The organism is Serratia liquefaciens (genome assembly GCF_027594825.1).
GTDB lineage: Bacteria > Pseudomonadota > Gammaproteobacteria > Enterobacterales > Enterobacteriaceae > Serratia > Serratia liquefaciens_A.
This window is the reverse complement of record NZ_CP088930.1, coordinates 2,734,133-2,758,904: the sequence shown is the minus strand read 5'-3', so window position 1 is coordinate 2,758,904 and position 24,772 is coordinate 2,734,133. Positions and strand designations below refer to the sequence as shown.

Here is a 24,772-nt window from a genome sequence, read left to right as displayed (position 1 = left end):
GCACCGAAAGGTCCGGGGGTTTTTTATTGGCAAGAGAAAAGTGAAGCGAGGATAAGAATATGAATAACAGAACAAAATCCTGCAGTTGTCGAAGTAAGGCGGGGAAATAACTATGAACGGGGCTCAGTGGGTAGTACAAGCATTGCGTGCGCAGGGAGTTGATAAGGTATTCGGCTATCCAGGTGGCGCAATCATGCCAGTCTACGATGCATTGTATGACGGTGGGGTGGAACACCTACTGTGCCGCCACGAACAAGGCGCCGCAATGGCTGCCATTGGTTATGCCCGCGCAACCGGCAAAGTCGGCGTTTGTATCGCCACCTCTGGCCCCGGAGCCACCAATTTGATCACCGGCCTGGCCGATGCGCTGCTGGATTCGGTTCCGTTAGTGGCCATCACCGGCCAGGTGGGTTCCGCGCTGATTGGCACCGATGCCTTTCAGGAGATCGATGTTCTCGGCCTGTCTCTGGCCTGCACCAAACACAGCTTCCTGGTGGAATCACTGGACGCGCTGCCGGGCATCATGGCGGAAGCCTTTGCCATCGCCTGTAGCGGCCGCCCTGGTCCGGTGCTGATCGACATCCCGAAAGACATCCAACTGGCCCACGGCGAGCTGCATCCGCACCTGGTGCCGGTCGTCGAAGAATTACACTACCCGGCAGCAGAGGTAGCGCAGGCCGCTGAGTTGCTGGCACAGGCGCACAAACCGATGTTGTACATCGGCGGCGGCGTAGGCATGGCACAGGCGGTACCAGCGCTGCGTGAGTTTATCGCGGTGACTCAAATGCCCAACGTTGTCACGCTAAAAGGGTTGGGTGCGGCGGATGCTGCTCACCCGTATTACCTCGGTATGTTGGGCATGCACGGCACCAAGGGTGGCAACCTGGCGGTGCAGGAGTGCGATCTGCTGATCGCTGTCGGCGCGCGTTTCGACGACCGCGTGACCGGGAAACTGAATGCTTTCGCGCCGCATGCCAAGGTGATCCACATGGATATCGATCCGGCGGAAATGAGCAAATTGCGCCAGGCGCACGTTGCGCTGGAGGGCGATTTGAAGGCCTTGCTGCCGGCGTTGCAGCAGCCGCTGAAGATTGCCGCCTGGCAGCAGCGGGTGGCTGAGCTGAAGGAAACCCACACCTGGCGTTATGATCATCCGGGCCAGCCGATCTACGCGCCGCTGTTGTTGAAACAGCTGTCCGAGCGCAAGCCGGCCAACAGCGTGGTGACCACCGACGTGGGCCAGCACCAGATGTGGAGTGCGCAGCACATGACCTTCGAGCGCCCGGAGAATTTCATCACCTCCAGCGGTTTGGGCACGATGGGGTTCGGCGTGCCGGCCGCGGTTGGCGCCCAGATGGCGCGCCCTGAGGATACGGTGATCTGCGTATCGGGCGACGGTTCCTTCATGATGAACGTACAGGAACTGGGCACCATAAAACGCAAACAGCTGCCGCTGAAAATCGTATTACTGGATAACCAGCGTTTAGGCATGGTTCGCCAGTGGCAACAGCTGTTTTTTGACGGGCGTTACAGCGAAACCAACCTCTCCGATAACCCCGATTTCCTGATGTTGGCCAACGCCTTTGGCATTCCCGGCCAGCGTATCACCCGTAAAGACCAGGTAGCAGACGCGCTCGACGCCTTATTCAACAGCGAAGGGCCATACCTGCTGCACGTGTCGATCGATGAACTCGAAAACGTCTGGCCGCTGGTGCCGCCGGGTGCCGGTAACGAAACCATGTTGGAGAAAATCTCATGATGCAGCATCAACTCTCGATCCAGGCCCGTTTTCGCCCTGAAATGTTAGAGCGCGTATTGCGCGTCGTGCGTCACCGCGGCTTTCAGGTTTGTGCTATGAATATGGTTTCGGCATCAAATACCGACAAGATTAATATTGAATTGACCGTTGCCAGCCAGCGTCCGGTGGATCTACTGTCATCTCAGTTGAGCAAACTGATGGACGTCTCCTGCGTTGAGATCCAACAGCAAACATCACAACAAATAAGCGCCTGATGCGTGAGAAGGATAAAGAATAATGACGAAGAAAGCCGATTACATTTGGTTCAATGGTGAGATGGTTCCCTGGGCTGACGCCAAAGTGCACGTGATGTCGCATGCGCTGCACTACGGCACTTCGGTGTTTGAAGGCGTTCGTTGCTATGACTCGCATAAAGGCCCGGTGGTGTTCCGTCACCGCGAGCATATGCAACGCCTGCACGACTCGGCAAAAATCTACCGCATGCCGGTATCGCAAAGCGTTGATGAGCTGATGGAAGCCTGCCGCGCTACGCTGCGTAAAAACAACCTGGTCAGCGCTTATATTCGTCCGCTGGTGTTTGTGGGGGACGTCGGCATGGGGGTTAACCCGCCGGCCGGATACAAGACAGACGTGATTATCGCGGCGTTTCCTTGGGGCGCGTACCTGGGTGAAGAGGCGCTGGAGCAAGGCATCGATGCGATGGTTTCGTCCTGGCACCGGGTGGCGCCAAATACCATCCCAACCGCGGCCAAAGCCGGCGGTAACTACCTTTCCTCCCTGCTGGTGGGCAGCGAAGCGCGCCGCCACGGTTATCAGGAAGGGATTGCGCTCGACGTGCACGGCTATATTTCCGAAGGGGCGGGCGAGAACCTGTTTGAAGTGAAAGACGGCGTGTTGTTCACCCCGCCGTTCACCTCTTCCGCACTGCCGGGCATTACCCGCGACGCCATCATCAAGCTGGCGAAAGACATGGGCTTCGAAGTGCGTGAGCAGGTGCTGTCCCGCGAGTCGCTATACCTGGCCGACGAAGTGTTCATGTCCGGCACCGCGGCGGAAATCACCCCGGTGCGCAGCGTCGACGGCATCCAGGTCGGCATTGGCAAATGCGGCCCGGTGACCAAACAAATTCAACAGGCGTTCTTTGGCCTGTTTACCGGCAAGACCGAAGACAAATACGGCTGGCTGGATCCGGTAAATCCATAAATAACGACGTTACCTGTTAGGGTAAAACGACAGACAGACAAGAATATCCAGGCGGTTCGTTCGCCGCCTGTAATAAATACATTTGGAGTGAAGAGCATGCCTAAGTACCGTTCCGCCACCACCACCCACGGCCGCAACATGGCGGGTGCCCGCGCATTATGGCGCGCGACCGGAATGACCGACGACGATTTTGGCAAACCCATTATTGCGGTGGTCAACTCATTTACCCAGTTCGTTCCGGGCCATGTGCATCTGCGTGATTTGGGCAAGCTGGTTGCAGAACAGATCGAAGCCTCAGGCGGCGTTGCCAAAGAGTTCAACACCATTGCGGTGGATGACGGTATCGCCATGGGCCACGGCGGCATGCTCTATTCCCTGCCGTCACGCGAACTGATCGCCGACTCGGTTGAATACATGGTGAATGCCCACTGCGCGGACGCGATGGTGTGCATTTCCAACTGCGACAAAATCACCCCGGGCATGCTGATGGCGTCATTGCGCCTGAACATTCCGGTGATTTTCGTTTCCGGCGGCCCGATGGAGGCCGGCAAGACCAAGCTCTCCAATCAAATCATCAAGCTGGATCTGGTTGACGCAATGATCCAGGGGGCTAACCCGAACGTCAGCGACGCCGACAGCGAACAAATCGAACGCTCCGCCTGCCCGACCTGCGGCTCCTGTTCCGGTATGTTCACCGCCAACTCGATGAACTGCCTGACCGAAGCGCTGGGCCTGTCGCAGCCGGGCAACGGCTCGCTGCTGGCGACCCATGCCGACCGTAAGGATCTGTTCCTCAACGCCGGCAAACGCATCGTTGCCCTGACCAAACGTTATTACGAACAGGACGATGAAAGTGCACTGCCGCGCAGCATCGCCAACAAGGCGGCGTTTGAAAACGCCATGACGCTGGACATCGCCATGGGCGGCTCGACCAACACCGTGCTGCACCTGCTGGCTGCGGCGCAGGAGGGCGAAATTGATTTCACCATGGAAGATATCGACCGCCTGTCACGCAAGGTGCCGCACCTGTGTAAAGTGGCGCCAAGTACCCCGAAATACCATATGGAAGACGTGCACCGTGCCGGTGGCGTACTGGCCATCCTCGGTGAGCTGGATCGCGCAGGCCTGTTGAACCGCGATGTGAACAACATACTGGGCCTGACCCTGCCGCAGACGCTGGAGCAGTATGACATTATGCTGACCAAGGATGAGGCGGTGAAAAAAATGTTCCGCGCCGGCCCGGCGGGTATTCGTACCACCCAGGCGTTCTCGCAGGACTGCCGCTGGGATACGCTGGACGATGATCGCGCAGAGGGCTGTATCCGCTCGCTGGAAAATGCGTTCAGCCAGGATGGCGGCCTGGCCGTGCTGTACGGCAACATGGCGCAGGACGGCAGCATCGTGAAAACCGCCGGCGTCGACAAAGACAACCTGATTTTCCGCGGCCCGGCCAAAGTGTACGAAAGCCAGGACTCGGCGGTGGAAGCTATCCTCGGCGGCAAAGTGGTTGCCGGTGACGTGGTGGTGATCCGCTACGAAGGGCCGAAAGGCGGGCCGGGCATGCAGGAAATGCTGTATCCCACCACCTACCTGAAATCCATGGGCCTGGGAAAAGCCTGTGCGTTGATCACCGACGGGCGTTTTTCCGGCGGCACTTCGGGCCTGTCTATCGGCCACGTTTCCCCGGAAGCGGGCAGCGGCGGCCTGATTGCACTGATCGAAGATGGCGACATGATCGACATCGATATTCCAAAACGCAGCATGGTGCTGGACGTTTCGGACAGTGAACTGGCGGCTCGCCGCGAAGTTGAGCTGGCGCGAGGCGATCGCGCCTGGACACCGAAAAATCGCGAGCGTCAGGTTTCCTTGGCGCTGCGTGCCTATGCCATGTTGGCGACCAGCGCCGACAAAGGTGCCGTACGCGACAAGAGCAAGCTGGGAGGCTAAGCATCATGGCGGTATCGCAACCCCTACCCGACGCCCCCTGTGGCGCGGAGTATTTGCGAGCGGTGCTCCGCTCGCCGGTGTACGAGGTGGCTCAGGTCACCCCGTTGCAGGCCATGAGCAAAATTTCTTCGCGCCTCGGCAACACCATTCTGGTGAAGCGCGAAGATCGTCAGCCGGTGCACAGCTTCAAGCTGCGCGGGGCCTATGCCATGATCGCCAGCCTGAACGAAGAGCAGAAAGCGCGCGGCGTGGTAACGGCTTCGGCCGGCAACCATGCGCAGGGCGTGGCCTACTCCGGTAAACGTCTGGGGATCAAAACGCTGATCGTCATGCCGGTGTCCACCGCAGACATCAAAGTGGATGCGGTACGCGGTTTCGGCGGCGAAGTACTGTTGCACGGCGCCAACTTTGATGAAGCCAAGGCCAGGGCGATTGAGCTCTCGCACAAGCAGGGCATGACCTTCGTTCCGCCGTTCGATCACCCAACGGTGATCGCCGGGCAGGGCACGTTGGCGATGGAGCTGCTGCAACAGGACGCGCATCTCGACCGGGTGTTCGTCCCGGTGGGCGGCGGCGGTCTGGCGGCCGGCGTGGCGGTGTTAATCAAACAGCTGATGCCGCAGATCAAAGTGATCGGCGTAGAGGCGGAAGACTCCGCCTGCCTGCGCGCGGCACTGGATGCGGGGCAGCCGGTGGATTTGGCGCGCGTCGGGCTGTTTGCCGAAGGCGTGGCGGTGAAGCGCATCGGTGACGAAACCTTCCGCCTGTGCCGGGAATATCTGGACGACGTCATCACCGTCGACAGCGATGCTATCTGCGCGGCGGTCAAAGATTTGTTTGAAGACGTACGTGCCATTGCCGAACCCTCCGGCGCGTTGGCATTGGCCGGGCTGAAGAAATACGTTCAGCAGCACAACATCCAGGGCGAGCGCCTGGCGCACGTGCTGTCCGGTGCCAATCTGAACTTCCACGGCTTGCGTTATGTATCGGAACGCTGCGAATTGGGCGAACAACGCGAGGCCCTGCTGGCAGTGACCATTCCTGAGCGGAAGGGCAGCTTCCTGAAGTTTTGCCAACTGCTGGGCGGTCGGTCGGTGACCGAGTTCAACTACCGTTACGCCGATGCGGACAACGCCTGTATCTTCGTCGGCGTCCGCCTGACGCGTGGCCATGCCGAACGTCTGGAAATCATCGATGAACTGAACGCCGACGGTTATCAGGTGGTGGATCTGTCCGATGATGAAATGGCCAAACTGCACGTGCGCTACATGGTGGGTGGGCGTCCTTCGAAACCCCTGCGCGAGCGGTTATACAGCTTCGAGTTTCCTGAGTCGCCGGGCGCGCTGCTGAAGTTCCTGCAAACCCTGGGCACTCACTGGAATATCTCGCTGTTCCATTACCGCAGCCACGGCACCGACTTTGGCCGCGTGTTGGCCGGCTTTGAGCTGTCGCAGACCGAACCTGAGTTTGAGCAGCATTTGCAGGCGCTGGGCTACGACTGCCACGATGAAACCGATAACCCGGCGTTCCGCTTCTTTTTGCAGGGCTAAGGGCACCGACAAGGACGGCGCATGACGGATAAATTTAACGGCTTTAGCCAGCAGGGCCTGAATTTTCTTCAGCAGGTGCGGATCGAGAACGACAAGGAATGGTTTGAGGGCAACCGCGGCGTTTACGATCGTGAGCTGCTGACGCCGTTCCGCTCGCTGGTGGCTGAGCTTGCCCCGACGATGCTGGCGCTCGATCCGCAGTTTGAAACCCGCCCGGCGATAGGTAAAACGCTGTCGCGCATTCATCGCGATACGCGTTTTTCTCACGATAAATCACGTTATCGCAGCCGCATGTGGCTGACGTTCAAACGGCCGAGCAAAGACTGGCAGGACGCCCCGGTTTATTTCTTCGAACTGGGGCCGGACATGTGGCGCTACGGGCTGGGTTATTACAGTGCCAACAAGCAAACCATGGATCTGTTTCGCCATACGTTGCAACGCCGGCCGCAGCCTTTTCTCGAGGTCGCGGCCTGTTGTCAGCCGCCGTTCGAGCTGGTGGGAGAAAGCTACAAACGCCCGCTGGTTAAAGAGCAGGCGGCAGACATTGCCACCTGGTACAACCGCAAATCTTTTGCGGTGATGGCCACCGACAGCCAGGTGGAGAGGTTATTCAACGCCGGGCTGACGCAGACGCTGGCGCAAGCTTTCCAGCAGTTGGAGCCGCTTTACCATTGGTTGATGCAGGTGGAGGCGATGAAACAAGTCGATCCAGCCGATCTCTAACTACCCGTCGTCTTTCAAGTTGCAGCGTTGTTGGCTGCAACATGAAATCCATAGGGTATTTTTATCTCGGCATTGCAAATGATCATGTTTGAAAGCAATGGTTTCGTTTTAAGGATTTTTGACCGTTAATAACAAGCGCCAGAAAGCGTCGATCAGCGGATCGTTGAGGCGTTTTTTCTGCACGCAAACGCCCAGTTCGAACGGCTCGACCATAGAGATATTTTCTAACTGTGAGATGCGGTTACGTACCGGTTCCGGGCTGTTGTCCACCACCACGCCGGGGATCAGTGCGATACCGCAGCCCAGTGCCACCATGGAAACAATCGCCTCGTGGCCGCCGACGGTGGCGTAAATCAGCGGATTGGCGATGCGCTGGCGACGGAACCACAGCTCGATGCGTTTTCGCGACGGGCCATGCTCCGGCAGGATAAACGGAATATTGGCCCAGTCGGGCTGCTCGGCAAATGCCTGACTACGCACGGCGCAGGGCAGCGCCGGGGCGATCAATACCAGCGGGATCTCGCCGATTTTGGTGAAGGCTACGCTGGTGGGCAGGGTTTCGGGCCGGCCGGCAATGCCCAGATCGGCTTCGTTGGACTGAACTTTATCGACGGCGTCGGCAGCGTCACCGGTGGTGAGTTTAATTTCTACCAGCGGATGTTGCGCGCGGAAGCGGTCCAGGATCGGCGGCAGGTGGCTGTAGGCGGCGGTGACCGAGCAGAACAGCCGCAGCTCGCCGCTCAGCGAAGGGCCGTGCTGGCCGAGAGAATGCTTCAGCTGCTGGTATTGCAACAGCGTCTGCTGGGCAAAGTCTTTTAGCTGCTCGCCGGCATCGGTGAGCTGCACGGTGCGGTTATCGCGTAAAAACAGCGGCTGCCCGAGGATCTCTTCCAGCCGTTGGATCTGGCGGGAAAGCGTCGACGGACTGACGTGCATCGCCTTGGCGGTGCGGCCAAAGTGGTGGCTTTCGGCCAGATGAAGGAACAGCTTTAAATCACGCAAATCCATATCAGTACGCTCGCAGCAAGAGTGTTGCATAAATTGCAATATCACATTCGTAATATATCAATTTAAGCAACGCGTTTCCTGTTATACATTGAGTTTAACGAATCTCCGCACAGACAGGCGGGGAATGAAAATAACATGCAAGACACAACATCTAACTGGAGTACCACCATGGCTAACTATTTCAACACATTGAACCTGCGTCAGCAGTTGGCGCAATTGGGTAAATGCCGTTTTATGGCACGTGACGAATTCGCTGATGAAGCCGGCTACCTGAAAGGCAAAAAAGTGGTGATTGTCGGCTGTGGCGCGCAGGGTCTGAACCAAGGCTTGAACATGCGTGACTCGGGGCTGGATGTGGCTTATGCCCTGCGTAAAGAAGCTATCGACGAAAAGCGCCCTTCATGGCGTAAAGCGACCGAAAACGGCTTCAAAGTAGGGACTTACGAAGACTTGATCCCGCAGGCCGACCTGGTGGTTAACCTGACGCCGGACAAGCAGCACACCTCGGTAGTGCGTGCCGTACAGCCGCTGATGAAAGACGGCGCGGCGCTGGGCTACTCTCACGGTTTCAACATCGTAGAAGTGGGTGAGCAAGTACGTAAAGACATTACCGTGGTGATGGTTGCGCCAAAATGTCCGGGTACCGAAGTGCGTGAAGAATACAAACGTGGTTTCGGCGTACCGACCCTGATTGCGGTTCACCCGGAAAACGACCCTAAAGGCGAAGGCATGGCGATTGCCAAGGCTTGGGCTGCTGCGACGGGCGGCCATCGCGCCGGCGTTCTGGAGTCTTCCTTCGTCGCCGAAGTGAAGTCTGACCTGATGGGCGAGCAGACCATTTTGTGTGGCATGCTGCAGGCGGGTTCACTGCTGTGCTTCGACAAATTGGTTGCTGAAGGCACCGAGCCGGCTTACGCAGAAAAACTGATCCAGTTCGGTTGGGAAACCATCACCGAAGCGCTGAAGCAGGGCGGTATCACCCTGATGATGGACCGTCTGTCCAACCCGGCTAAACTGCGTGCTTATGCGCTGTCCGAGCAACTGAAAGAGATCATGGCGCCGCTGTTCCAGAAACACATGGACGACATCATCTCCGGCGCCTTCTCCAGCGGCATGATGGCCGACTGGGCAGAAGACGACGTGAAGCTGCTGAACTGGCGTGAAGAGACCGGAAAATCGGCGTTCGAAAACGCGCCGCAGTTCGAAGGCAAAATCAGCGAGCAGGAATACTTTGACCACGGTGTACTGATGGTGGCAATGGTGAAAGCCGGTGTTGAGCTGGCGTTTGAAACCATGGTTGACGCAGGTATCATCGAAGAATCTGCTTACTACGAATCGCTGCACGAACTGCCGCTGATCGCCAACACCATTGCGCGTAAGCGTCTGTACGAAATGAACGTGGTTATCTCTGATACCGCCGAGTACGGCAACTACCTGTTTGCCAATGCGGCAGTGCCATTGCTGAAAGAGTTCATGACTACCCTGCAGGCGGGTGATCTGGGCAAATCCGTGGCCGGGACTTCCGTAGATAACGCGCAACTGCGTGACGTGAACGAAGCAGTGCGTAATCACCCAATCGAATCCGTTGGCCGTAAGCTGCGTGGTTATATGACGGATATGAAACGTATCGCGGTTGCGGGCTAAATACCCCTGCTAATCGGGTCGAATATGTTTGCCCCCTGCCATGTCAGTGTATGAAATTGTAGGGGCGCTGCATGCTGCGCCCGTTCAGAGCTGGGTTTTCGAGCCCAATAAAAAGGCCAGCATTATTGCTGGCCTTTCGCATTTCTACGGAACAGGATTCATTGCGGCATGGCCGCAAGTGGGATAATGGCGCCACGATGCTGGATCACCGTGCTGGCGGTGAGGTGACCGCGTTGCGCCGCCTGCACGGCATCGCCGCCGGTTAAGCGTACCGCCAGGTAACCCGCGCTGAAAGAGTCCCCGGCCGCGGTAGTATCCACCACCTTTTCTTTCGGCAGCTGTACCGCCGGGACTTCAAATTCGGTGCCTTCAGCGCTGAACACCAGGCAGGCCTCTGCCCCGCGTTTGATCACAATTTCCGTCACGCCCAGCTGCTGCGTGCGGCGCACCACCTGTTCCACCGGCTGTTTGCCCCACAGCAAATCTTCGTCATCCAGCGTCAGGAACGCGATATCGGTGCAGGCCAGCACCTCGCGATACGCCTGCTGCGTTTCCTCCCGGTTTTGCCACAGGCGGGGGCGATAGTTGTTATCGAAAATGACCTTGCCACCGTTGGCGCGGCATTGTCGCAGCAAGGCCAGCAGCTTGATGCGGCTGTCCGCGTCGAGGATCGCTACGCTGATGCCGCTAAGGTATAAATAATCGAAATGGGCCAACTGTTGGCACAGGTTCTCCGCCTGCGGGCCGGCCAGCCAGTAGCGGGCTGCGGCGTCGTTGCGCCAGTAATAGAAAGTGCGTTCGCCGGCATCATCGGTTTCGATCACATACAGGCCCGGCAGCTTGTTTTCCAACCGTTGAACCAGGCGCGTATTGACCTTCTCCCGTTGCCAGGCGTGCAGCATTTCCTCGCTGAAACTGTCAGTGCCGAGCGCGGTGACGTAATGCACCTGCAGCGTGCTTTCTGCCACCTGGCGGGCAACATAAACGGCGGTATTTAGCGTATCGCCGCCAAAGCCGCGGCTAAGGTCCGCGCCTTTTTGCGACAGTTCAATCATGCATTCGCCGATCACGGCAAGATTCTGGGTGGTCATAGTCAACGAGCCCTGGCTGAAAGAAGAAGGTGAATGGAAGCGAAACCTATTCAGTCTCAAGGCAAGGGGCGAGGGAGTCAACGAAAATAAAACAACGTTTTAATTTAATTATGACGACGATCGGGAAACTGAAAAATTTCCCGATCTGCAGACAAGAATCCGCCGTTATTTAGCGGCGGCACGCAGCTCGGTGACGCATTTGCCGCCGATACCCCAGTTGTCGGTTTCTACTTCATCGATGACGACCACGGTGGTGGCCGGATTCTTCCCCAGCGTATCCACCAGCAGTTGCGTCACGCCGGCGATCAGCTGTTTCTTTTGTTCCGCTGTCGCGCCTTCACGGGTAATTTTGATATTTACGTAGGGCATGTTTTTTTTCCTTGGTTTTTTGACATCGCTATTCACTGTAGAAGGCTTTTGCCGCCGCTTAAAGTTTTATCGCCCGCTGCCGATAAACCCAGGGAAGCAATCACGCAGACTGAACGTTTTCATGTCCCTTCGATGGCGATAGTTCCAATGACAACCAAGATGATTTCTGGTCTGCTGGCGCCATTCCTTGCCGTATGCACCCATATAAAAGCACAGCATTTTTGGCGGCAATGCCGGCGTCAGTATACTTTTCAGCCGATCTACCGCACCTGCGGCACTTTACTGGCGCTCGAACTGCTGACGGCGGTGTCTCATCCTGCCGCGCCGGACAAACCGCTGTCGCCGGAGCACTATTTTGCCGCTCTTGACGTACGTAAACGCCTGCAGATCATTCAGGAACAGCTGACTCTGCTCCAGCACTGGCAGCCGCTGTTGACCCGTCACGCGTTGATGGTATCGGTCAATATTGACGGTATCGCGCTGCAAGCGTTGCAGCGGCATGATGTGTTGCAACGACAGATTGCCAGCATGCCTTATCTGCGCTTTGAGCTGGTGGAGCATGCGGGAATGGCGTTGAACGGCCCGTTGCAGCAGATTGCCGGCGCCGAGCGGCTGTGGCTGGATGACTTCGGCAGCGGGCTGGCGAATTTCTCCGCCGTCAGCACCTGGCGCTATCAATACATCAAGGTGGCGCGTGAATTATTCACCCTGCTTAAGCAGACGGAGGATGGCATTCAACTGCTCTCCACGCTGGTCAGAATAATGAACCAGCACAGCGAAGGGGTGATCGTAGAAGGGGTGGAAACCGAACAGGAATGGCTGCTGGTGCAGCGCTCTGGTGCCCTGGCCGCGCAGGGGTACTACCTTTCCCGTCCGGCCCATTTCGACACCCTGCAAACCTTGCCCAGATTATTTTCCGCGCCGACTGCCTGATCCTCGTCCCCCTAAAGCGTGAACTCTGGCCTATCCTCGGCTAGGCTTGATAACAGTTGCTTATCAATTGTTGGCAAGTTTCGCGTTCAGGGAGCCGTTATGACAAAAACAGGAAAAGCGTTCACTTGGGTGGGCGGCATTGTGCTGCTGGTCATCGTCGCGTTGGTGATCTTTGCGCTGGCCTTCGACTGGAATCGCCTCAAACCGACCATTAACGACAAGGTGTCTGCCGAACTGCACCGCCCGTTTGCCATCCGTGGCGACTTGGGCGTGGCCTGGACGCGCGACAAAGATGACGGCGGCTGGCGTGCCTGGGTGCCATGGCCGCGTATTCATGCCGAAGATATCGTGCTGGGTAACCCGGAAAATATCCCGGGCGACAGCATGGTTCAGTTGCAGCGCGTCGAAGCCAGCATCTCACCACTGGCGTTGTTGGGCAAAGAGGTGCTGATCCCGCGCATTTGGCTGAAGCAGCCGAACGCCAACCTGCAGCGCCTGGCCAATGGCGAGAATAACTGGACCTTTAACCTGGCCGGCGATCCCAATCAACCCCCATCCGACTGGACGGTGAACGTTAATGACATCGTTTTCGATAAGGGTCAGATTGCTTTTAAAGACGCCACGCTGAAGGCGGATTTCCGCGCTGAGATTGATCCGCTCGGCAAACCTTTGCCGTTCAGCGAAGTGACGGGCAAAAAAGACGCCAGCAAAGCCATCACGCCTGACTATGTTTTCGGTTGGAAGGTGAAGGGCACCTATAACGGTGAGCCGCTGGTGGGCAGCGGCAAGATCGGCGGTATGCTGTCGTTACAAAGTGCCGACTCGCCATTCCCGCTGCAGGCAGATGTGCGTTCCGGCTCTACCCGCGTGGTGGTGGCAGGTACGCTGTCTGACCCGATGAACCTCGGCGGGTTGGATCTGCAGCTTAAATTCTCCGGTGACAGTCTGGGGAACCTGTATGGCCTCACCGGCGTGCTGCTGCCGAATACCCCACCTTATTCTACCGATGGTCACCTGATTGCCCGCCTGCACGAGAAAGGCGGAGCCGTATTCCAGTACCAAAAATTCGACGGCAAAATCGGCGACAGCGATATTCACGGTGATTTGACCTATGTTGCCAGCAAACCCCGGCCGAAGCTGAAGGGGGAGGTGCTGTCGAAGCAGCTGCGCTTCGCCGATCTGGCACCGTTGATTGGCGCGGACTCCAACACCGAAAAAGCCGGACGCGGCGAAAAAAGCCGCCAGCCGGCCGGCAAGGTGCTGCCGGTAGAAAAGTTTGAAACCCAAAGCTGGAAGGTGATGGATGCGGACGTCAAATTCACCGCCAAGCGCATTGAGCACGGCAGCTCGCTGCCGCTGAGCGATCTCTATACCCATCTGCAGTTGAACAACGGTGCCATCCTGATGGACCCGCTGCGGTTCGGCGTGGCGGGTGGTAACCTCAACGCCACCCTGCGCCTCGACGGCAGCAAAAATCCGATGCAGGGCCGGGTGGATATGCATGCACGGAAATTCCAGCTCAAACAGTTGCTGCCGAACGTGGGATCGATGAAACGTAGCCTCGGGCAGCTGAATGGCGATGCCAAACTCACCGGCAGTGGCAACTCGGTGGCGGACTTGCTGGCGACCAGCAGCGGCGATCTGCGGATGGTGATTAACAATGGGGTTATCAGCCGTAGCCTGATGGAAATTCTTGGGTTAAACGTCGGTAACTATCTGGTGGCGCAGCTGTTTGGTGACGACGTCGTGGGCATTAACTGTGCGGCAGCGGACATCGGGATTAGCACCGGTGTGGCGGCACCGCGGCTGTTTGTGTTCGATACCGAGAACGCGATTATCAATATCAGCGGCAATACCAATCTGGCCACGGAGCGGCTGGATCTGTCCATCGATCCGGAAAGTAAGGGGATGCGCGTGCTGACGCTGCGTTCGCCGCTGTATGTGAAAGGCACCTTCGCGCATCCGGACGCTGGGGTGAAGGCCGGCCCGTTGATTGCGCGCGGTGCCGCGGCAGTGGCGCTGGGCGTGGTGCTGACGCCGGCAGCGGCGCTGTTGGCGCTGGTTTCGCCAAGCGAAGGCGGTGAGGAAAACCAGTGCGGCCAAATTCTGCAGCAGATGAAGAAGAAAAAATGACGGCTAATGGCCCGCACTGCGGGCCATTTTTATTGCAGAACCCGGCAGTCGTGATCCTGAATTTCTTCCGCCGAGGCGAGGGTAAACGGCAGCAAACTGCGTTCGGTGGCCAGCAGCAGGAAATCACCGCCCGGCAATGCGGTCATCGCCAGGCCGAAACTGCCCATACGGCCCTCGGCTCGTGGCACTCCTTCCGCCAGCAGGCGGAAAGCCCCCTGTTTATTTAGATCCTTGGCGGTGACCTTACGTACCAGGTAGTCGTGCCCCAACAAGCCGCCAGGCAGGGGCTCCCAGCGTTCACTGTAATCCGTCGCGTACTGTGCCAACTGCGTTTTTACCGCCGGTAACAGGCAGGAAATATGAATATGCAACTGATTCTGCGTTCGGCCATATTCCGAGTTAATCGCCAGCGAAATATCGGCGTCATCAATCTCTTTCCCGTATTTATCCGCCATAAAATGCCGCGCTGCCCAGGCTTGCTCAAAGAAGTTTGGGGTGGCGGCTTCCAGCACCTGCGGGCTTTCAATGCCGGTGATTTTGGCGGTTGGCATCAGCAAATACTGCAGTGGCCCGTTGCGATCCTTAAACACTACAAAACCGGCCTGTGGGTCGACCTGCGCACAGGGGGAAGGGTTGTTATGCGCTTGCTGGTTGGGCAGGCACTGCTGGCTGACGATACGCCATAGCGCGTTTGAATTGGAGGGATTTAGCCAGAACCAGGCAGCCAGCGCAATGGCGATCACCACCAATGGCACAACGTACCAAAACAGTCTGCGGCGCAGAGACATTATTGATTTCCATTTCTGTCAAAGGGGAAGCGTTCAGCATAGTCCGATTTTATGACCGGAGACAATACGGGAAGTGCGGCCCGCCTGATGGGGGCCGCGTAAGAGGGTTACAGCGACTTGTCTCGGGTCTCTTTCATCAGCAGCAGGGCGATCAGCGTCAGGCTGGCCATGGCCGCCAGGTACAGACCGACATAGAACAGACCGTAGTGCGTTGCCAGCCAGGTGGCGATATAAGGCGCTACCGCAGCCCCGAGAATTGACGCGACGTTATAGGAGAAGGAGGCGCCGGTATAGCGAACCTCCGTCGGGAACAGCTCCGGTAGCAGCGCGCCCATCGGGCCGAAGGTCAGCCCCATGATGCTCAGGCCGCACAGCAGGAAGCCCATCACCAGCGCCTGGTTGCCGGAGCCCAGCATGCTCGGGAACAGGAAGGCGAAGGCGATCATCAGCAGCGTAATGACAATCATGGTCTTGCGACGGCCAAAGGCGTCAGCCAGCAGACCGGCAATCGGTACCATAACGCCAAAGCCAATTACAGCCACCATCAGCATCCACAGGAAGCTGTTGCGCGAGTAGCCTAACCCCAGCGGCTGCGGCGTGGTGCCGTAGGTCATCGAGTACACCGTCATCAGGTAGAACAGCGTATAGGTCGCCAGCATGATGAAGGTGCCGAGGATGGTCACTTTCAGGTGCTTGCTGAGCAGGGTGCCGAGCGGAATTTTCACCTGCTTGCCGGCTTTTGCCACCTTGGCGAATACCGGTGTTTCATGCAGTGACACTCGCACGTACAGCCCGATCAGCACCAGTGCGGCGGACAGAATAAACGGCACGCGCCAGCCCCATTCCATAAACTGCTGGTCCGTCAGTAGCCAGGAGAGCAGCAGGAAGGTACCGTTAGCGAAGAAGAAGCCGATAGGGGCGCCCAACTGCGGGAAGGAACCGTACAGTGCCCGTTTTCTGGCCGGGGCATTCTCGGTGGCCAGCAAGGCGGCGCCGCCCCATTCCCCACCCAGGCCCAGACCCTGACCGAAGCGCGCCAGCGCCAGCAGGATTGGCGCGAAGATGCCAATGGTTTCGTAGCTTGGCAGCAGGCCGATCAGCACGGTGGAAATCCCCATAGTGAGCAGCGAGGCGACCAGGGTCACCTTACGCCCTACGCGATCGCCGAAGTGGCCGAACAGCGCCGAACCAATTGGGCGCGCAATGAAAGCGACGGCGAAAGTGGCCAGCGACTGCAGCGTGGCGGTGGTGGGATCGCCCTGTGGGAAGAAGATATGCGGGAAAACGATCACCGCAGCGGTGGCGTAAATGTAAAAATCGAAAAACTCGATAGCGGTCCCGACCAGCGAGGCGACAATCACTTTTCCGCGTGAGTTAACCGGTGTTGACGCGTCGTCGGCGTCCAGAGTTGGTGCGATGGAGGCTTGCATAATATTTCTTATATTTTGAATTTGTAAAAATCCATCTTAGTCATAGCAAAATGCCTTTTCAATGATGAAACTTTGTACAATGCGGTGATTAACCGGTTAAAAAGCTTAATGTTTCATCGCTGCGTTTCTGCATAGATTTTAACGTTGCCAAATGAATGATTTGCAGACTGAACATCTGCAAAAGGCGAAAAGAAAAGTTAGCCTGTAGTTTGTTATGCTGGTTTTGGCAGGCGTGATAGCTTATTTTTGGTTTTATGTACTGGGCTTGTGGTTTAAATGAAGAATAAAAAACCGGCCATCAGAAAGTGGCCGGTATGATTGCGTTGATTTAGGGCGCGGATTGTTCTGAGGTTGGCAGGGTTTTATCCTCTTTATACTGGGCGGTGGCGATCCAGGCGGCGCAAAACAGCGTCAGGCGGGCGAAGAAATAGAAAAACGCCATCAGCCCAATCACCGAACCAAAGGCGGCACCGGAAGGGGATTTAGCCACCTGCGGCAGCGTCATGGTCATCACAAACTTAATCACTTCGAAACCGATAGCGGCAAGCAGCGTGCCCCGCAGCAACGCCTTTTTCTTTGGCTTATGCCGTGGCAGCATCCAGAAGATCCACAAAAACAGCAGGTAGTTGGCAAAGATGGAGATCGACAGCGCAATCAGCGTCATGGCCGGTCGCAGCCACTCGATGCCTTCCAGGCCCAGCGCCTGCACGATCGCCGCCTGCGCCGAACCGGCAATGGAGGTCAACGTCAGGGTGATAATCAGCGCCACCACCAGACCGGTCAGCGAGATAAAATCGCGGGTGTATTTGAAATAGATTTTTTCCTGATCCTGCGGATTGCGCTCCCAGACGTCACGCGACTGCGCACGGATCGCCTCACGCAGATTGCCCATCCAACTGATCCCCGAATACAGCGCCAGCGCCAGCCCGGTCAGCCCCACGGTGGTGCGTTGCTGAATGGCGGTATTGACGGTGTTTTTCAGCGTGCTGGCCAGGGTCGGATCGCTGATGCTGCCGACGATTTTATTGATCAGCCCGGTCAGCAGGTCCGGGTTGGATGCCAACACAAAACCGACGGCGGCAAACGACACCATCAGAATCGGGATCAGCGAAAGAAACGAGAAATAGGTGATGGCAGCGCCGAATTGGCTGCCCAGGCGATCGTTAAAGCGCTCGGTGGCGCGCAGCAGGTGAGCGATGCTTGGCCAGGCCTTGATGCGTTCGACCAGACGTGAAAATCCGGAAATACGCCGGTCAAGGGTCTGGTGGCCGGTCTTGATGTCGATCAGCGGTTTTTGTGGCGCTTCACTGTTGGGCTGACGGGGGTCTTTATCTGATCCTGTAGGCATTACGTCACGATATCCTTAACGATAAATAGGCTGTCTCAATGTTGATTATAGCCAAAAGGCTCGCCGTTTTGGCCGCCGGGGCCGGTAACCGGCTAATTTGTGAGCTTAGCGCGTTCACTCCCCCGGTGAAATGTTGCCGCATGCCGATAGGTAAAATTCTTATGTCAGCCGCGTTCCAGCGCGGTTTTTTTCATTCTCCGACCTTCAATTTTTATCTGTTTCATCACCAAGAAAGCGTTTACTCATGATGTGGCGCGGCGGTTTACCAGCCGCAGCGCAACTGCAGCCGTAGGGGCTGGAACGGTTTCAACTGTTAACACGAGAGAAAATGGAAGGTCATATGAAATTACTTAATCATCCCACCTGTCGTCCGTTTACCGAAGCGGGCAATTTGACCCAGATATCCGCCTACTATGAGGAAGAGCGGCACATTATGTGGATGCTGCTACGTGCAGAACCACGCCCTTGCTTCAATCAGGCGTTAATCGAAGACATCATGACGCTGGCGCAGGCAGCAAAAGAGTCTTCATTGCAGTTTGATTTTTGGGTCACCGGATCGCTGGTGCCCAATATGTTCAACGTCGGCGGCGATCTGCAGTTCTTTGCCGAGGCCATTAAAAACCGCAAACGCGAGGCGATGATGGCTTACGCACGTGCCTGTATTGACTGCGTGCATGCGGCGGCGCGCGGGTTTGATACCGGGGCGGTCAGCATTGCGATGGTGGAAGGTAGCGCCCTGGGGGGCGGCTTCGAAGCGGCGCTGGCGCACCATTTCGTGCTGGCACAGAACAACGCCCGGATGGGGTTTCCGGAAATTGCGTTCAACCTGTTCCCCGGCATGGGGGGATATTCGCTGGTGGCACGCAAGGCAGGCATGCGCCTGGCGGAAGAGCTGATCTGGGGGGGGGAGTCGCACACCGCGGAATGGTTTGAAAGCCGTGGCCTGGTCGATCAGTTGTTCCAGCCCGGCGATGCCTATGTGGCCACCCGCACCTTCATCGATACCATCCGACCCAAACTGAATGGAATGCGCGCCATGCTGCGAGCCCGTCAGCGGGTGTTGCAGCTCACGCGTTCGGAACTGATGGATATTACCGAGGATTGGGTGCATTCGGCCTTCACCATCGAGGAGAAAGATCGTGCCTATATCGAGCGTCTGGTTATGCTACAGGACCGCCACACGCTAAACCTGCGTCGTGCAGGCTAGAATCACCCTGCCCGCATCAGGCTGAGGAGGGATGCGGGCAATAAGATTGCAGCCAATGTTCCAACTGGTCCGGGAGCATTGGCCGCGCAAAAAGAAATCCTTGTTTCTCATCCACGCCGACTTCATCCAAAAACTGATTCTCGCTTTCGGTCTCTACACCTTCGGCAATCACCCGGAACCTTAGCGCTTCGGCCGCCGCGACGATGGCACGCACCAGCGACTGTGAAACCGGATTGCAATTCACCCCGCGCACGAAGCTTTTATCCAGCTTGATGGCATCCAGCGGAATGCGGGCCAACTGGGCCAAAGAAGAGTAGCCGGTGCCAAAATCATCGAGATGCACCTGCGCCCCCAGATCGCGCAGCCGCGTAATCACTTCGCGGGCACGTTTTTCATCCTCAATCAGGCTGCTTTCGGTAAGCTCAAAGTCGAGCAGGCAGGGGGCCAGTTGATTGCTCTGTAAGACCTGAGCGAGATCTTCAACGATGGAATCATCAACCAACTGCCGTGCGGAAAGATTCACTGCCACCCGCAGATTCAAGCCCTGTCGTTGCCACTGGGCGGCCTGTCTGGCGGCGGTTTGCAGCACCCAGCGCCCGAGTGGGCCTATCAGACCGGACTCTTCGGCATAAGAGATAAACTGCAGCGGTGGGATCAGGCCACGCTCGGGCGAGTCCCAACGCACCAAAGCTTCTACGCTGCATACCTTGCCACTGAGCGCCTCGATTTTTGGCTGGTAGTACACCACCAGTTGCTCTTGTTCCAACCCCTTTCGCAGATTGGTATCCAGCCACATGTATTCTGCGACGCGTTTGTTCATTTCCGGCGAGAACACGGTATAGGTACGTTTGCCGTGCTCTTTGGCGACGTACATGGCGGTGTCGGCACTGCGTATCAGGCTGTCGAGATCGTTGCCATGTTCAGGACATAGCGCAATGCCGATCGAACAGCCGGTATAGACCTCGATAAGGCCGATACGGAAGGGGGTCTTCAAGCGGTCGATAATACGCTGGGCCAGCCGTTGCAGCATCTCGCGGTCGGCTTGCTGGGCCAGCACCAGAAACTCGTCGCCCCCCAGGCGAGCCAGGGTTTGGTCTGGCGCGAGGCAGCCAAGTACCGCCAACGACACTTCCACCAATAAACGGTCGCCGAACATATGGCCGTAGGCGTCGTTAACCTTTTTAAAGTTGTCGAGATCGAGATACACCAGACCCACATGATTACCGTCGCGTGCGGCTATTGCCTGGGTGATTTTGTCCTGAATGGCATTGCGATTGGGCAGGCCGGTAATAATGTCGGTATTGGCCAGCACCCGCAGTCGTTCCTGAGCGCGACGCTCTTCGGTAATGTCGGTGCCGGAACAAATCAGGAAGACTTCATTTTTACCGCTGCCGCTGTGGACGAACTTGTTGCGAAACAAGAACAGCCGTTCACCTTTTACCGTTTTGATCCAACGTTCCACCTCATAGGATGATCCGTTGCGAAAAAAACCGGCGATGTTACGCCGCGATGCCGCCGCTTCTTCCGGGCTCATAAACAGCTGAAAGACATTTTTGCCAATAACATCATGTTCGTGCAGGCCGGTGTACTCTTCGCTCAGTCGGTTAAAGCGCTGAATTCGGCCGTGCTGGTCGACAATCACAATCACCGAATTGGCCTCTGACACCACCTGTTCTGCAAATGACAGGCCGTGTACCAGGTCGCGGGCGACCGATTGGGTGTCGCTAAAGGCCGAGGCGGTACCCGCCCATTCCAGATTATTGATCCTGCGCCCGACCAGATGCAGATGTATTGGCTCGCCGCCCAGCGTGATGGTGATATCCAGGCTGGCGGTAATGCCGCTCAGACGGCGGATCTTGGCCGCCTGCATGGCGCTGAGCGCCACGGCCACATGGGTTTTGCCTTTAACTGCCGACAACGCCAGGGCATTGCTGTCAAACGCCAACCGCCAATAAGGGCTGTTGGTGCCGAAATGGGCATTAAGAAGCATAAGGCCTTGGTCTGCGAACATGATGATTCCTCAAAAGGGCACGACAGCCAGGACTGTGCGATGGGCGCAGCAACAGGTTCTGGCCCGGTAGTGGCCGTAGTGCACGTATCTCCATCATATAACACGTTTTTCACGGGCAGAGGGTGAAACTATTATATAGCCAATAATTAGTTTTGCAGCGTAAACGCTGCATGGCCGCCGGTGCCCAAGGTGGCGCGTTGTGCCGGATCCTGACGATCGCGCCGATTGCGGGCGCAGCTGTAAGTGTAAGTGAGAACCTGTGGTTTCGAGAGATCCGTACGATTTCTGCCCCGCTTCCCTCTTGTTGCAAGACGGTTGCGCTGGACAAGCCTAAATTATAATAAAGTGGGCTGGTGACCGGAATAACCCCATAGGGGGGACTGAACAATTTGGGGGAAATTCATGCTATGGGAAACCAAAATTTCCATATAATACGCATCATCTCCATAATTCATTCATTATTGTCGAATAAACCTGTTCTGGGCTTTAATAAATTTACACTCCATCGCATTACTATATGTTTATCGGCCTATTATTATCTCCGACGAAAGATGAGCCTGTTCACGTACAGCGCTCCTGATGAAGAATAATTTTAAGGAAATGATTATGCGTAAACTGACCGCTTTATTTGTCGCTTCTACTCTGGCTCTGGGTTCTGCTTCCATGGCTTTCGCTGCCGATACGACAGCGGCCCCTGCGACGACAGATGCCACCCCAATGAAAATGATGCACCACAAAGGCGAAGGTAAAGGCGGGCCATTCGCCGGTCTGAACCTGACTGAGCAGCAGCGCCAACAAATGCGCGACATCATGAAAGAGTCGCATCAGAAACGCGGTGCGGGCATGAAAGAGGAGCGCCAAGCCTTGCATAGCCTGGTCGCCTCCGACAGCTTCGACGAAGCCAAAGCGAAAGCCCAAATTGACGCCATCAGCAAAACTCAGTCCGAGCATATGCTGGAGCGCGCCAAAGCTGAAAATAAAATGTACAACCTGCTGACCCCAGAGCAGAAAAAACAATACAATGAGAATTATCAGAAACGCGAACAGAAAATGATGGACCACATGAATAACATGAAGTCGAAAATGGCGACTGAACAGAAATAATTTCATGCGGTAAATAAAAAGGGCCAGATTAAATCTCTGGCCCTTTTGTTTATCTCACTGCTACTTCACTTCCCGCCATCTGGCGGGTTTCCCTGGTGTTGTGTGCGAGTGAGTTATTTTCCCATCAATTTCTGCTAATGCTTTTAAATTGACGTGTAGTTTCAGTTAATGCGAGCTCCGTAGGTAATCGCTCCATTGAACTGGCACCGTAGAAACCGTCTACTAACGGGCAATGCTGCATGATATAGGCGGCGTCTTCAGGTGTGGCTATCGGGCCACCGTGACAGAGAACGATAACGTCTTCGCGAATTTGTTTGGCCGCTTGGGCCCAATCGTTAATCAGTGGGACGCAATCAGCCAGGGTCAGTGCTGTTTCTGCGCCAATGCTGCCACCGGTCGTCAGTCCCATGTGCGGTACTATGATATCGGCGCCAGCTTCGGTCATTGCGATGGCATCCTGCGCATTAAAAACGTAGGGGGTGGTCAGTAGGTCTTTTTCATGCGCCAGACGAATCATATCCACTTCCAACGCATACCCCATTCCGGTTTCTTCCAGATTTGCGCGAAAGTTGCCGTCAATCAGGCCGACAGTCGGAAAGTTTTGCACTCCGGCAAAGCCCGTATTTTTAATCTCATCAAGAAATTTATCAAAATGGCAAAAAGGATCCGTGCCGTTTACCCCAGCTAAAACCGGGGTATGTTGGACTACGGGTAATACCTCTTTGGCCATATCCATCACGATTTCGTTTGCGTTGCCGTAGGCTAACAGACCCGCCAAGGAGCCACGGCCCGCCATGCGATAGCGGCCCGAGTTGTAAATGACGATCAGATCAATACCGCCAGCCTCCTCACATTTGGCAGATAGGCCGGTGCCAGCACCGCCACCGATGATCGGTTCGCGTCGGGCGATCATTTCCCGGAATGTGCTAAGTAACGCCTGTCGGGTGTGTTTGGCCATGTTAACTCCAATCAATAAGAATAAAAGATCTCCCTAAACTGTTGCACGGCAGCGTCGGCAAAGTGGGGATCGTTGATGTTGTAAGGGATTTTGATCAGACGGTGCTTTTCATTGCGTCGCCACGTTGTTTCCAGAGCATTGACGAAAGCGGCCAGCGCCTCAGGATCCCAAAATGCCTGTCCTGGGGCATCGAGAGCTGAAACACCGCCTTCAGGGATCAGGAAGCGAACCTCTCCCGGGCATACGTTTAGCTTTTCACCAATCCAGCGGCCCATTTGGGCATTTTCCTCAGGAGTAGTCCGCATCAGAGTCACCTGTGCATTATGGTTATAAAACTGACGGTCAGCGTAATGAGAGGGGATGGTGTCGGGATGTCCGAAGTTGATCATATCCAAAGCACCGCAGGACATGACGCAGGGAATACCGGTACGGGCTATGGCGCCAAAACGATCTTCTGTACAGGCAAGTACGCCACCAAACAGGTGGTCACAGACTTCTGTAGTGGTTAAATCGAACACGCCGTTTAACAGATGGCTGTCGATGAGTTTTTCCATTGCCCTCCCGCCGCTGCCGGTTGCATGGAATACCAGGCAATCCCATTCATTTTCAATTGCCGCTGTTACTGCCTGAATACAGGGGGTCGTGACACCAAACATGGTGAGACCAACGGCGGGTTTATTGTCGGCATTAACTTGAGTCGCAAAATGAACTGCTCCGGCAATTTGATGTGCGGCATTACCCAAGACGGTGCGAGAGATACGGTTCAGTCCGGCAATGTCGGTGACTGAATACAACATGCTGATATCACTGGCACCAACATAACCAGAGGTATCGCCGGAAGCCATGGTTGACACCATCAGCTTTGGCAAACCGATAGGCAACTGTTGCATAGCAGGTGTAATCAATGCAGTACCGCCCGAGCCGCCGAGGCCAAGTAAGGCTGCGACATCCTGGCGCGAAAGCATAAAGCGTTCGAAAGCAATGGCCATGGCGGCAATGGCTTTACCACGGTCGCCGCAAAAAACGGCGTTTTCGCCTTCGGGGTGGTAACTGGCGATGGTCACCGCAGAAATATCGGCAGGGTAGCTAGCCGGAATGTGATGGGTAGACAAATCGACGGTTAGCGTGGGGAGTCCGGTATCGGCGATCAGGCTACGAACATAAGCCAGTTCTCGTCCTTTAGTATCTGCCGTCGTCGCAATATAAATGATTGCTTGATTATTATTCATTAGCCTGTTCCTGAATTGTAGGTCCGGATGGCCGCCACGCTATACTATAATTTTGTTATAATTTAATTGGTTATATAAATTTAATCCCTGGTGCTGACTAAGATTGCTGAGCGTAGTCGGTGAATTCATCATCATAATGAGACGGCTGTATCATTTATGCAAGAGGGATAAGTTAAAAAATGAGATTAACGTCTCATTAGAAAGCGTGAGCCGAAAAATTTACCCTTTTTCGTGCATGGCACAAAGTTGGGCAAGTTTGTTACAGTGGGCTTTATTCGCCCGATCTATTGTTCTGGCCAGTTTTTATTGGTGAAAAGAGGTCTCAGTGTCATCAACC

The 24,772-nt window shown here is 56.1% G+C and carries 20 protein-coding genes; 11 read left to right on the top strand and 9 right to left on the bottom strand.

Annotated features, from left to right (window positions below):
* The first annotated feature begins 112 nt into the window (after positions 1 to 112).
* From ilvG to LQ945_RS12475, 6 genes are all read left to right on the top strand, one after another.
* Positions 113 to 1,759: an acetolactate synthase 2 catalytic subunit gene (ilvG, locus tag LQ945_RS12500; RefSeq protein ID WP_270100888.1), complete on the top strand. Its 1,647-nt coding sequence runs from the start codon at positions 113 to 115 to the stop codon at positions 1,757 to 1,759.
* Positions 1,756 to 2,013 (top strand): acetolactate synthase 2 small subunit, encoded by a 258-nt coding sequence (ilvM, locus tag LQ945_RS12495; RefSeq protein WP_020837489.1) that lies wholly within the window; start codon positions 1,756 to 1,758, stop codon positions 2,011 to 2,013. The genes ilvG and ilvM overlap by 4 nt, the downstream gene beginning before the upstream one ends.
* A 22-nt stretch (positions 2,014 to 2,035) precedes the next feature.
* Positions 2,036 to 2,962, top strand: a complete 927-nt coding sequence (gene ilvE, locus LQ945_RS12490; protein WP_020837487.1) for a branched-chain-amino-acid transaminase — start codon at positions 2,036 to 2,038, stop codon at positions 2,960 to 2,962.
* Between the two features lie 96 nt (positions 2,963 to 3,058).
* Positions 3,059 to 4,909: a dihydroxy-acid dehydratase gene (gene ilvD, locus LQ945_RS12485; RefSeq protein WP_182825526.1), complete on the top strand. Its 1,851-nt coding sequence runs from the start codon at positions 3,059 to 3,061 to the stop codon at positions 4,907 to 4,909.
* Between the two features lie 5 nt (positions 4,910 to 4,914).
* Complete coding sequence (gene ilvA / locus LQ945_RS12480; RefSeq protein ID WP_262242641.1) at positions 4,915 to 6,459, top strand: threonine ammonia-lyase, biosynthetic; 1,545 nt, start codon at positions 4,915 to 4,917, stop codon at positions 6,457 to 6,459.
* A 21-nt stretch (positions 6,460 to 6,480) separates the two neighbouring features.
* Positions 6,481 to 7,182, top strand: coding sequence for a DUF2461 domain-containing protein (locus tag LQ945_RS12475; protein ID WP_269936250.1), 702 nt, complete (start codon positions 6,481 to 6,483; stop codon positions 7,180 to 7,182).
* 108 nt (positions 7,183 to 7,290) lie between these two features.
* Here LQ945_RS12475 and ilvY read toward each other — a convergent pair whose 3' ends face one another.
* Positions 7,291 to 8,190, bottom strand: coding sequence for an HTH-type transcriptional activator IlvY (gene ilvY, locus LQ945_RS12470; protein ID WP_269936249.1), 900 nt, complete (start codon positions 8,188 to 8,190; stop codon positions 7,291 to 7,293).
* A gap of 168 nt (positions 8,191 to 8,358) precedes the next feature.
* On the opposite strand from ilvY, the gene ilvC reads away from it, so the two are divergent.
* On the top strand, positions 8,359 to 9,834 hold the full coding sequence (ilvC, locus tag LQ945_RS12465; protein ID WP_126485974.1) for a ketol-acid reductoisomerase: 1,476 nt from the start codon (positions 8,359 to 8,361) through the stop codon (positions 9,832 to 9,834).
* Between the two features lie 158 nt (positions 9,835 to 9,992).
* On the opposite strand, the gene LQ945_RS12460 is transcribed toward ilvC, so the two are convergent.
* Both LQ945_RS12460 and LQ945_RS12455 read right to left on the bottom strand, forming a co-directional pair.
* Positions 9,993 to 10,925 (bottom strand): sugar kinase, encoded by a 933-nt coding sequence (locus LQ945_RS12460; RefSeq protein ID WP_270100887.1) that lies wholly within the window; start codon positions 10,923 to 10,925, stop codon positions 9,993 to 9,995.
* A 165-nt stretch (positions 10,926 to 11,090) separates the two neighbouring features.
* Entirely contained in the window at positions 11,091 to 11,294 is a 204-nt protein-coding gene (locus LQ945_RS12455) for a 2-hydroxymuconate tautomerase family protein (protein WP_020837477.1), read from the bottom strand.
* A gap of 147 nt (positions 11,295 to 11,441) precedes the next feature.
* Between LQ945_RS12455 and pdeH the strand changes: the two genes are divergently transcribed.
* Positions 11,442 to 12,227, top strand: a complete 786-nt coding sequence (gene pdeH / locus LQ945_RS12450) for a cyclic-guanylate-specific phosphodiesterase (RefSeq protein ID WP_081835834.1) — start codon at positions 11,442 to 11,444, stop codon at positions 12,225 to 12,227.
* A gap of 99 nt (positions 12,228 to 12,326) precedes the next feature.
* The gene (locus LQ945_RS12445) at positions 12,327 to 14,360 is read left to right on the top strand and encodes an AsmA family protein (RefSeq protein WP_044548797.1); all 2,034 of its coding nucleotides are present in this window, start codon (positions 12,327 to 12,329) and stop codon (positions 14,358 to 14,360) included.
* Between the two features lie 29 nt (positions 14,361 to 14,389).
* On the opposite strand, the gene LQ945_RS12440 is transcribed toward LQ945_RS12445, so the two are convergent.
* From LQ945_RS12440 to yhjD, 3 genes are all read right to left on the bottom strand, one after another.
* Complete coding sequence (locus LQ945_RS12440) at positions 14,390 to 15,148, bottom strand: CDP-diacylglycerol diphosphatase (RefSeq protein WP_044548798.1); 759 nt, start codon at positions 15,146 to 15,148, stop codon at positions 14,390 to 14,392.
* A gap of 107 nt (positions 15,149 to 15,255) precedes the next feature.
* Positions 15,256 to 16,578: an MFS transporter gene (locus LQ945_RS12435; protein ID WP_182825532.1), complete on the bottom strand. Its 1,323-nt coding sequence runs from the start codon at positions 16,576 to 16,578 to the stop codon at positions 15,256 to 15,258.
* Positions 16,579 to 16,906: 328 nt separating this feature from the next.
* A complete protein-coding gene (gene yhjD / locus LQ945_RS12430) occupies positions 16,907 to 17,926 on the bottom strand; it encodes an inner membrane protein YhjD (RefSeq protein WP_262242336.1) in 1,020 nt (339 codons plus the stop codon).
* Between the two features lie 340 nt (positions 17,927 to 18,266).
* Between yhjD and LQ945_RS12425 the strand changes: the two genes are divergently transcribed.
* Positions 18,267 to 19,133, top strand: coding sequence for a crotonase/enoyl-CoA hydratase family protein (locus LQ945_RS12425; RefSeq protein WP_020837470.1), 867 nt, complete (start codon positions 18,267 to 18,269; stop codon positions 19,131 to 19,133).
* A 16-nt stretch (positions 19,134 to 19,149) separates the two neighbouring features.
* Here LQ945_RS12425 and pdeR read toward each other — a convergent pair whose 3' ends face one another.
* Positions 19,150 to 21,144, bottom strand: coding sequence for a cyclic di-GMP phosphodiesterase (gene pdeR / locus LQ945_RS12420; RefSeq protein WP_270100886.1), 1,995 nt, complete (start codon positions 21,142 to 21,144; stop codon positions 19,150 to 19,152).
* Between the two features lie 606 nt (positions 21,145 to 21,750).
* On the opposite strand from pdeR, the gene spy reads away from it, so the two are divergent.
* Positions 21,751 to 22,248 carry an ATP-independent periplasmic protein-refolding chaperone Spy gene (gene spy, locus LQ945_RS12415; RefSeq protein WP_270100885.1) on the top strand — a complete coding sequence of 166 codons (498 nt, stop codon included), beginning with the start codon at positions 21,751 to 21,753 and terminating at the stop codon, positions 22,246 to 22,248.
* Between the two features lie 124 nt (positions 22,249 to 22,372).
* On the opposite strand, the gene LQ945_RS12410 is transcribed toward spy, so the two are convergent.
* Together LQ945_RS12410 and LQ945_RS12405 are read right to left on the bottom strand one after the other, a co-directional pair.
* Entirely contained in the window at positions 22,373 to 23,206 is an 834-nt protein-coding gene (locus LQ945_RS12410; RefSeq protein ID WP_044548803.1) for a phosphoenolpyruvate hydrolase family protein, read from the bottom strand.
* A gap of 11 nt (positions 23,207 to 23,217) precedes the next feature.
* A complete protein-coding gene (locus LQ945_RS12405) occupies positions 23,218 to 24,435 on the bottom strand; it encodes a Tm-1-like ATP-binding domain-containing protein (RefSeq protein ID WP_270100884.1) in 1,218 nt (405 codons plus the stop codon).
* Positions 24,436 to 24,772 lie beyond the last annotated feature (337 nt).

Coding starts and splice junctions, on each gene's coding strand:
- ilvG (WP_270100888.1), top strand. CDS start 113: ATGAACGGGGCTCAGTGGGTAGTACAAGCATTGCGTGCGCAGGGAGTT.
- ilvM (WP_020837489.1), top strand. CDS start 1,756: ATGATGCAGCATCAACTCTCGATCCAGGCCCGTTTTCGCCCTGAAATG.
- ilvE (WP_020837487.1), top strand. CDS start 2,036: ATGACGAAGAAAGCCGATTACATTTGGTTCAATGGTGAGATGGTTCCC.
- ilvD (WP_182825526.1), top strand. CDS start 3,059: ATGCCTAAGTACCGTTCCGCCACCACCACCCACGGCCGCAACATGGCG.
- ilvA (WP_262242641.1), top strand. CDS start 4,915: ATGGCGGTATCGCAACCCCTACCCGACGCCCCCTGTGGCGCGGAGTAT.
- LQ945_RS12475 (WP_269936250.1), top strand. CDS start 6,481: ATGACGGATAAATTTAACGGCTTTAGCCAGCAGGGCCTGAATTTTCTT.
- ilvY (WP_269936249.1), bottom strand. CDS start 8,190: ATGGATTTGCGTGATTTAAAGCTGTTCCTTCATCTGGCCGAAAGCCAC.
- ilvC (WP_126485974.1), top strand. CDS start 8,359: ATGGCTAACTATTTCAACACATTGAACCTGCGTCAGCAGTTGGCGCAA.
- LQ945_RS12460 (WP_270100887.1), bottom strand. CDS start 10,925: ATGACCACCCAGAATCTTGCCGTGATCGGCGAATGCATGATTGAACTG.
- LQ945_RS12455 (WP_020837477.1), bottom strand. CDS start 11,294: ATGCCCTACGTAAATATCAAAATTACCCGTGAAGGCGCGACAGCGGAA.
- pdeH (WP_081835834.1), top strand. CDS start 11,442: ATGACAACCAAGATGATTTCTGGTCTGCTGGCGCCATTCCTTGCCGTA.
- LQ945_RS12445 (WP_044548797.1), top strand. CDS start 12,327: ATGACAAAAACAGGAAAAGCGTTCACTTGGGTGGGCGGCATTGTGCTG.
- LQ945_RS12440 (WP_044548798.1), bottom strand. CDS start 15,148: ATGTCTCTGCGCCGCAGACTGTTTTGGTACGTTGTGCCATTGGTGGTG.
- LQ945_RS12435 (WP_182825532.1), bottom strand. CDS start 16,578: ATGCAAGCCTCCATCGCACCAACTCTGGACGCCGACGACGCGTCAACA.
- yhjD (WP_262242336.1), bottom strand. CDS start 17,926: ATGCCTACAGGATCAGATAAAGACCCCCGTCAGCCCAACAGTGAAGCG.
- LQ945_RS12425 (WP_020837470.1), top strand. CDS start 18,267: ATGAAATTACTTAATCATCCCACCTGTCGTCCGTTTACCGAAGCGGGC.
- pdeR (WP_270100886.1), bottom strand. CDS start 21,144: ATGTTCGCAGACCAAGGCCTTATGCTTCTTAATGCCCATTTCGGCACC.
- spy (WP_270100885.1), top strand. CDS start 21,751: ATGCGTAAACTGACCGCTTTATTTGTCGCTTCTACTCTGGCTCTGGGT.
- LQ945_RS12410 (WP_044548803.1), bottom strand. CDS start 23,206: ATGGCCAAACACACCCGACAGGCGTTACTTAGCACATTCCGGGAAATG.
- LQ945_RS12405 (WP_270100884.1), bottom strand. CDS start 24,435: ATGAATAATAATCAAGCAATCATTTATATTGCGACGACGGCAGATACT.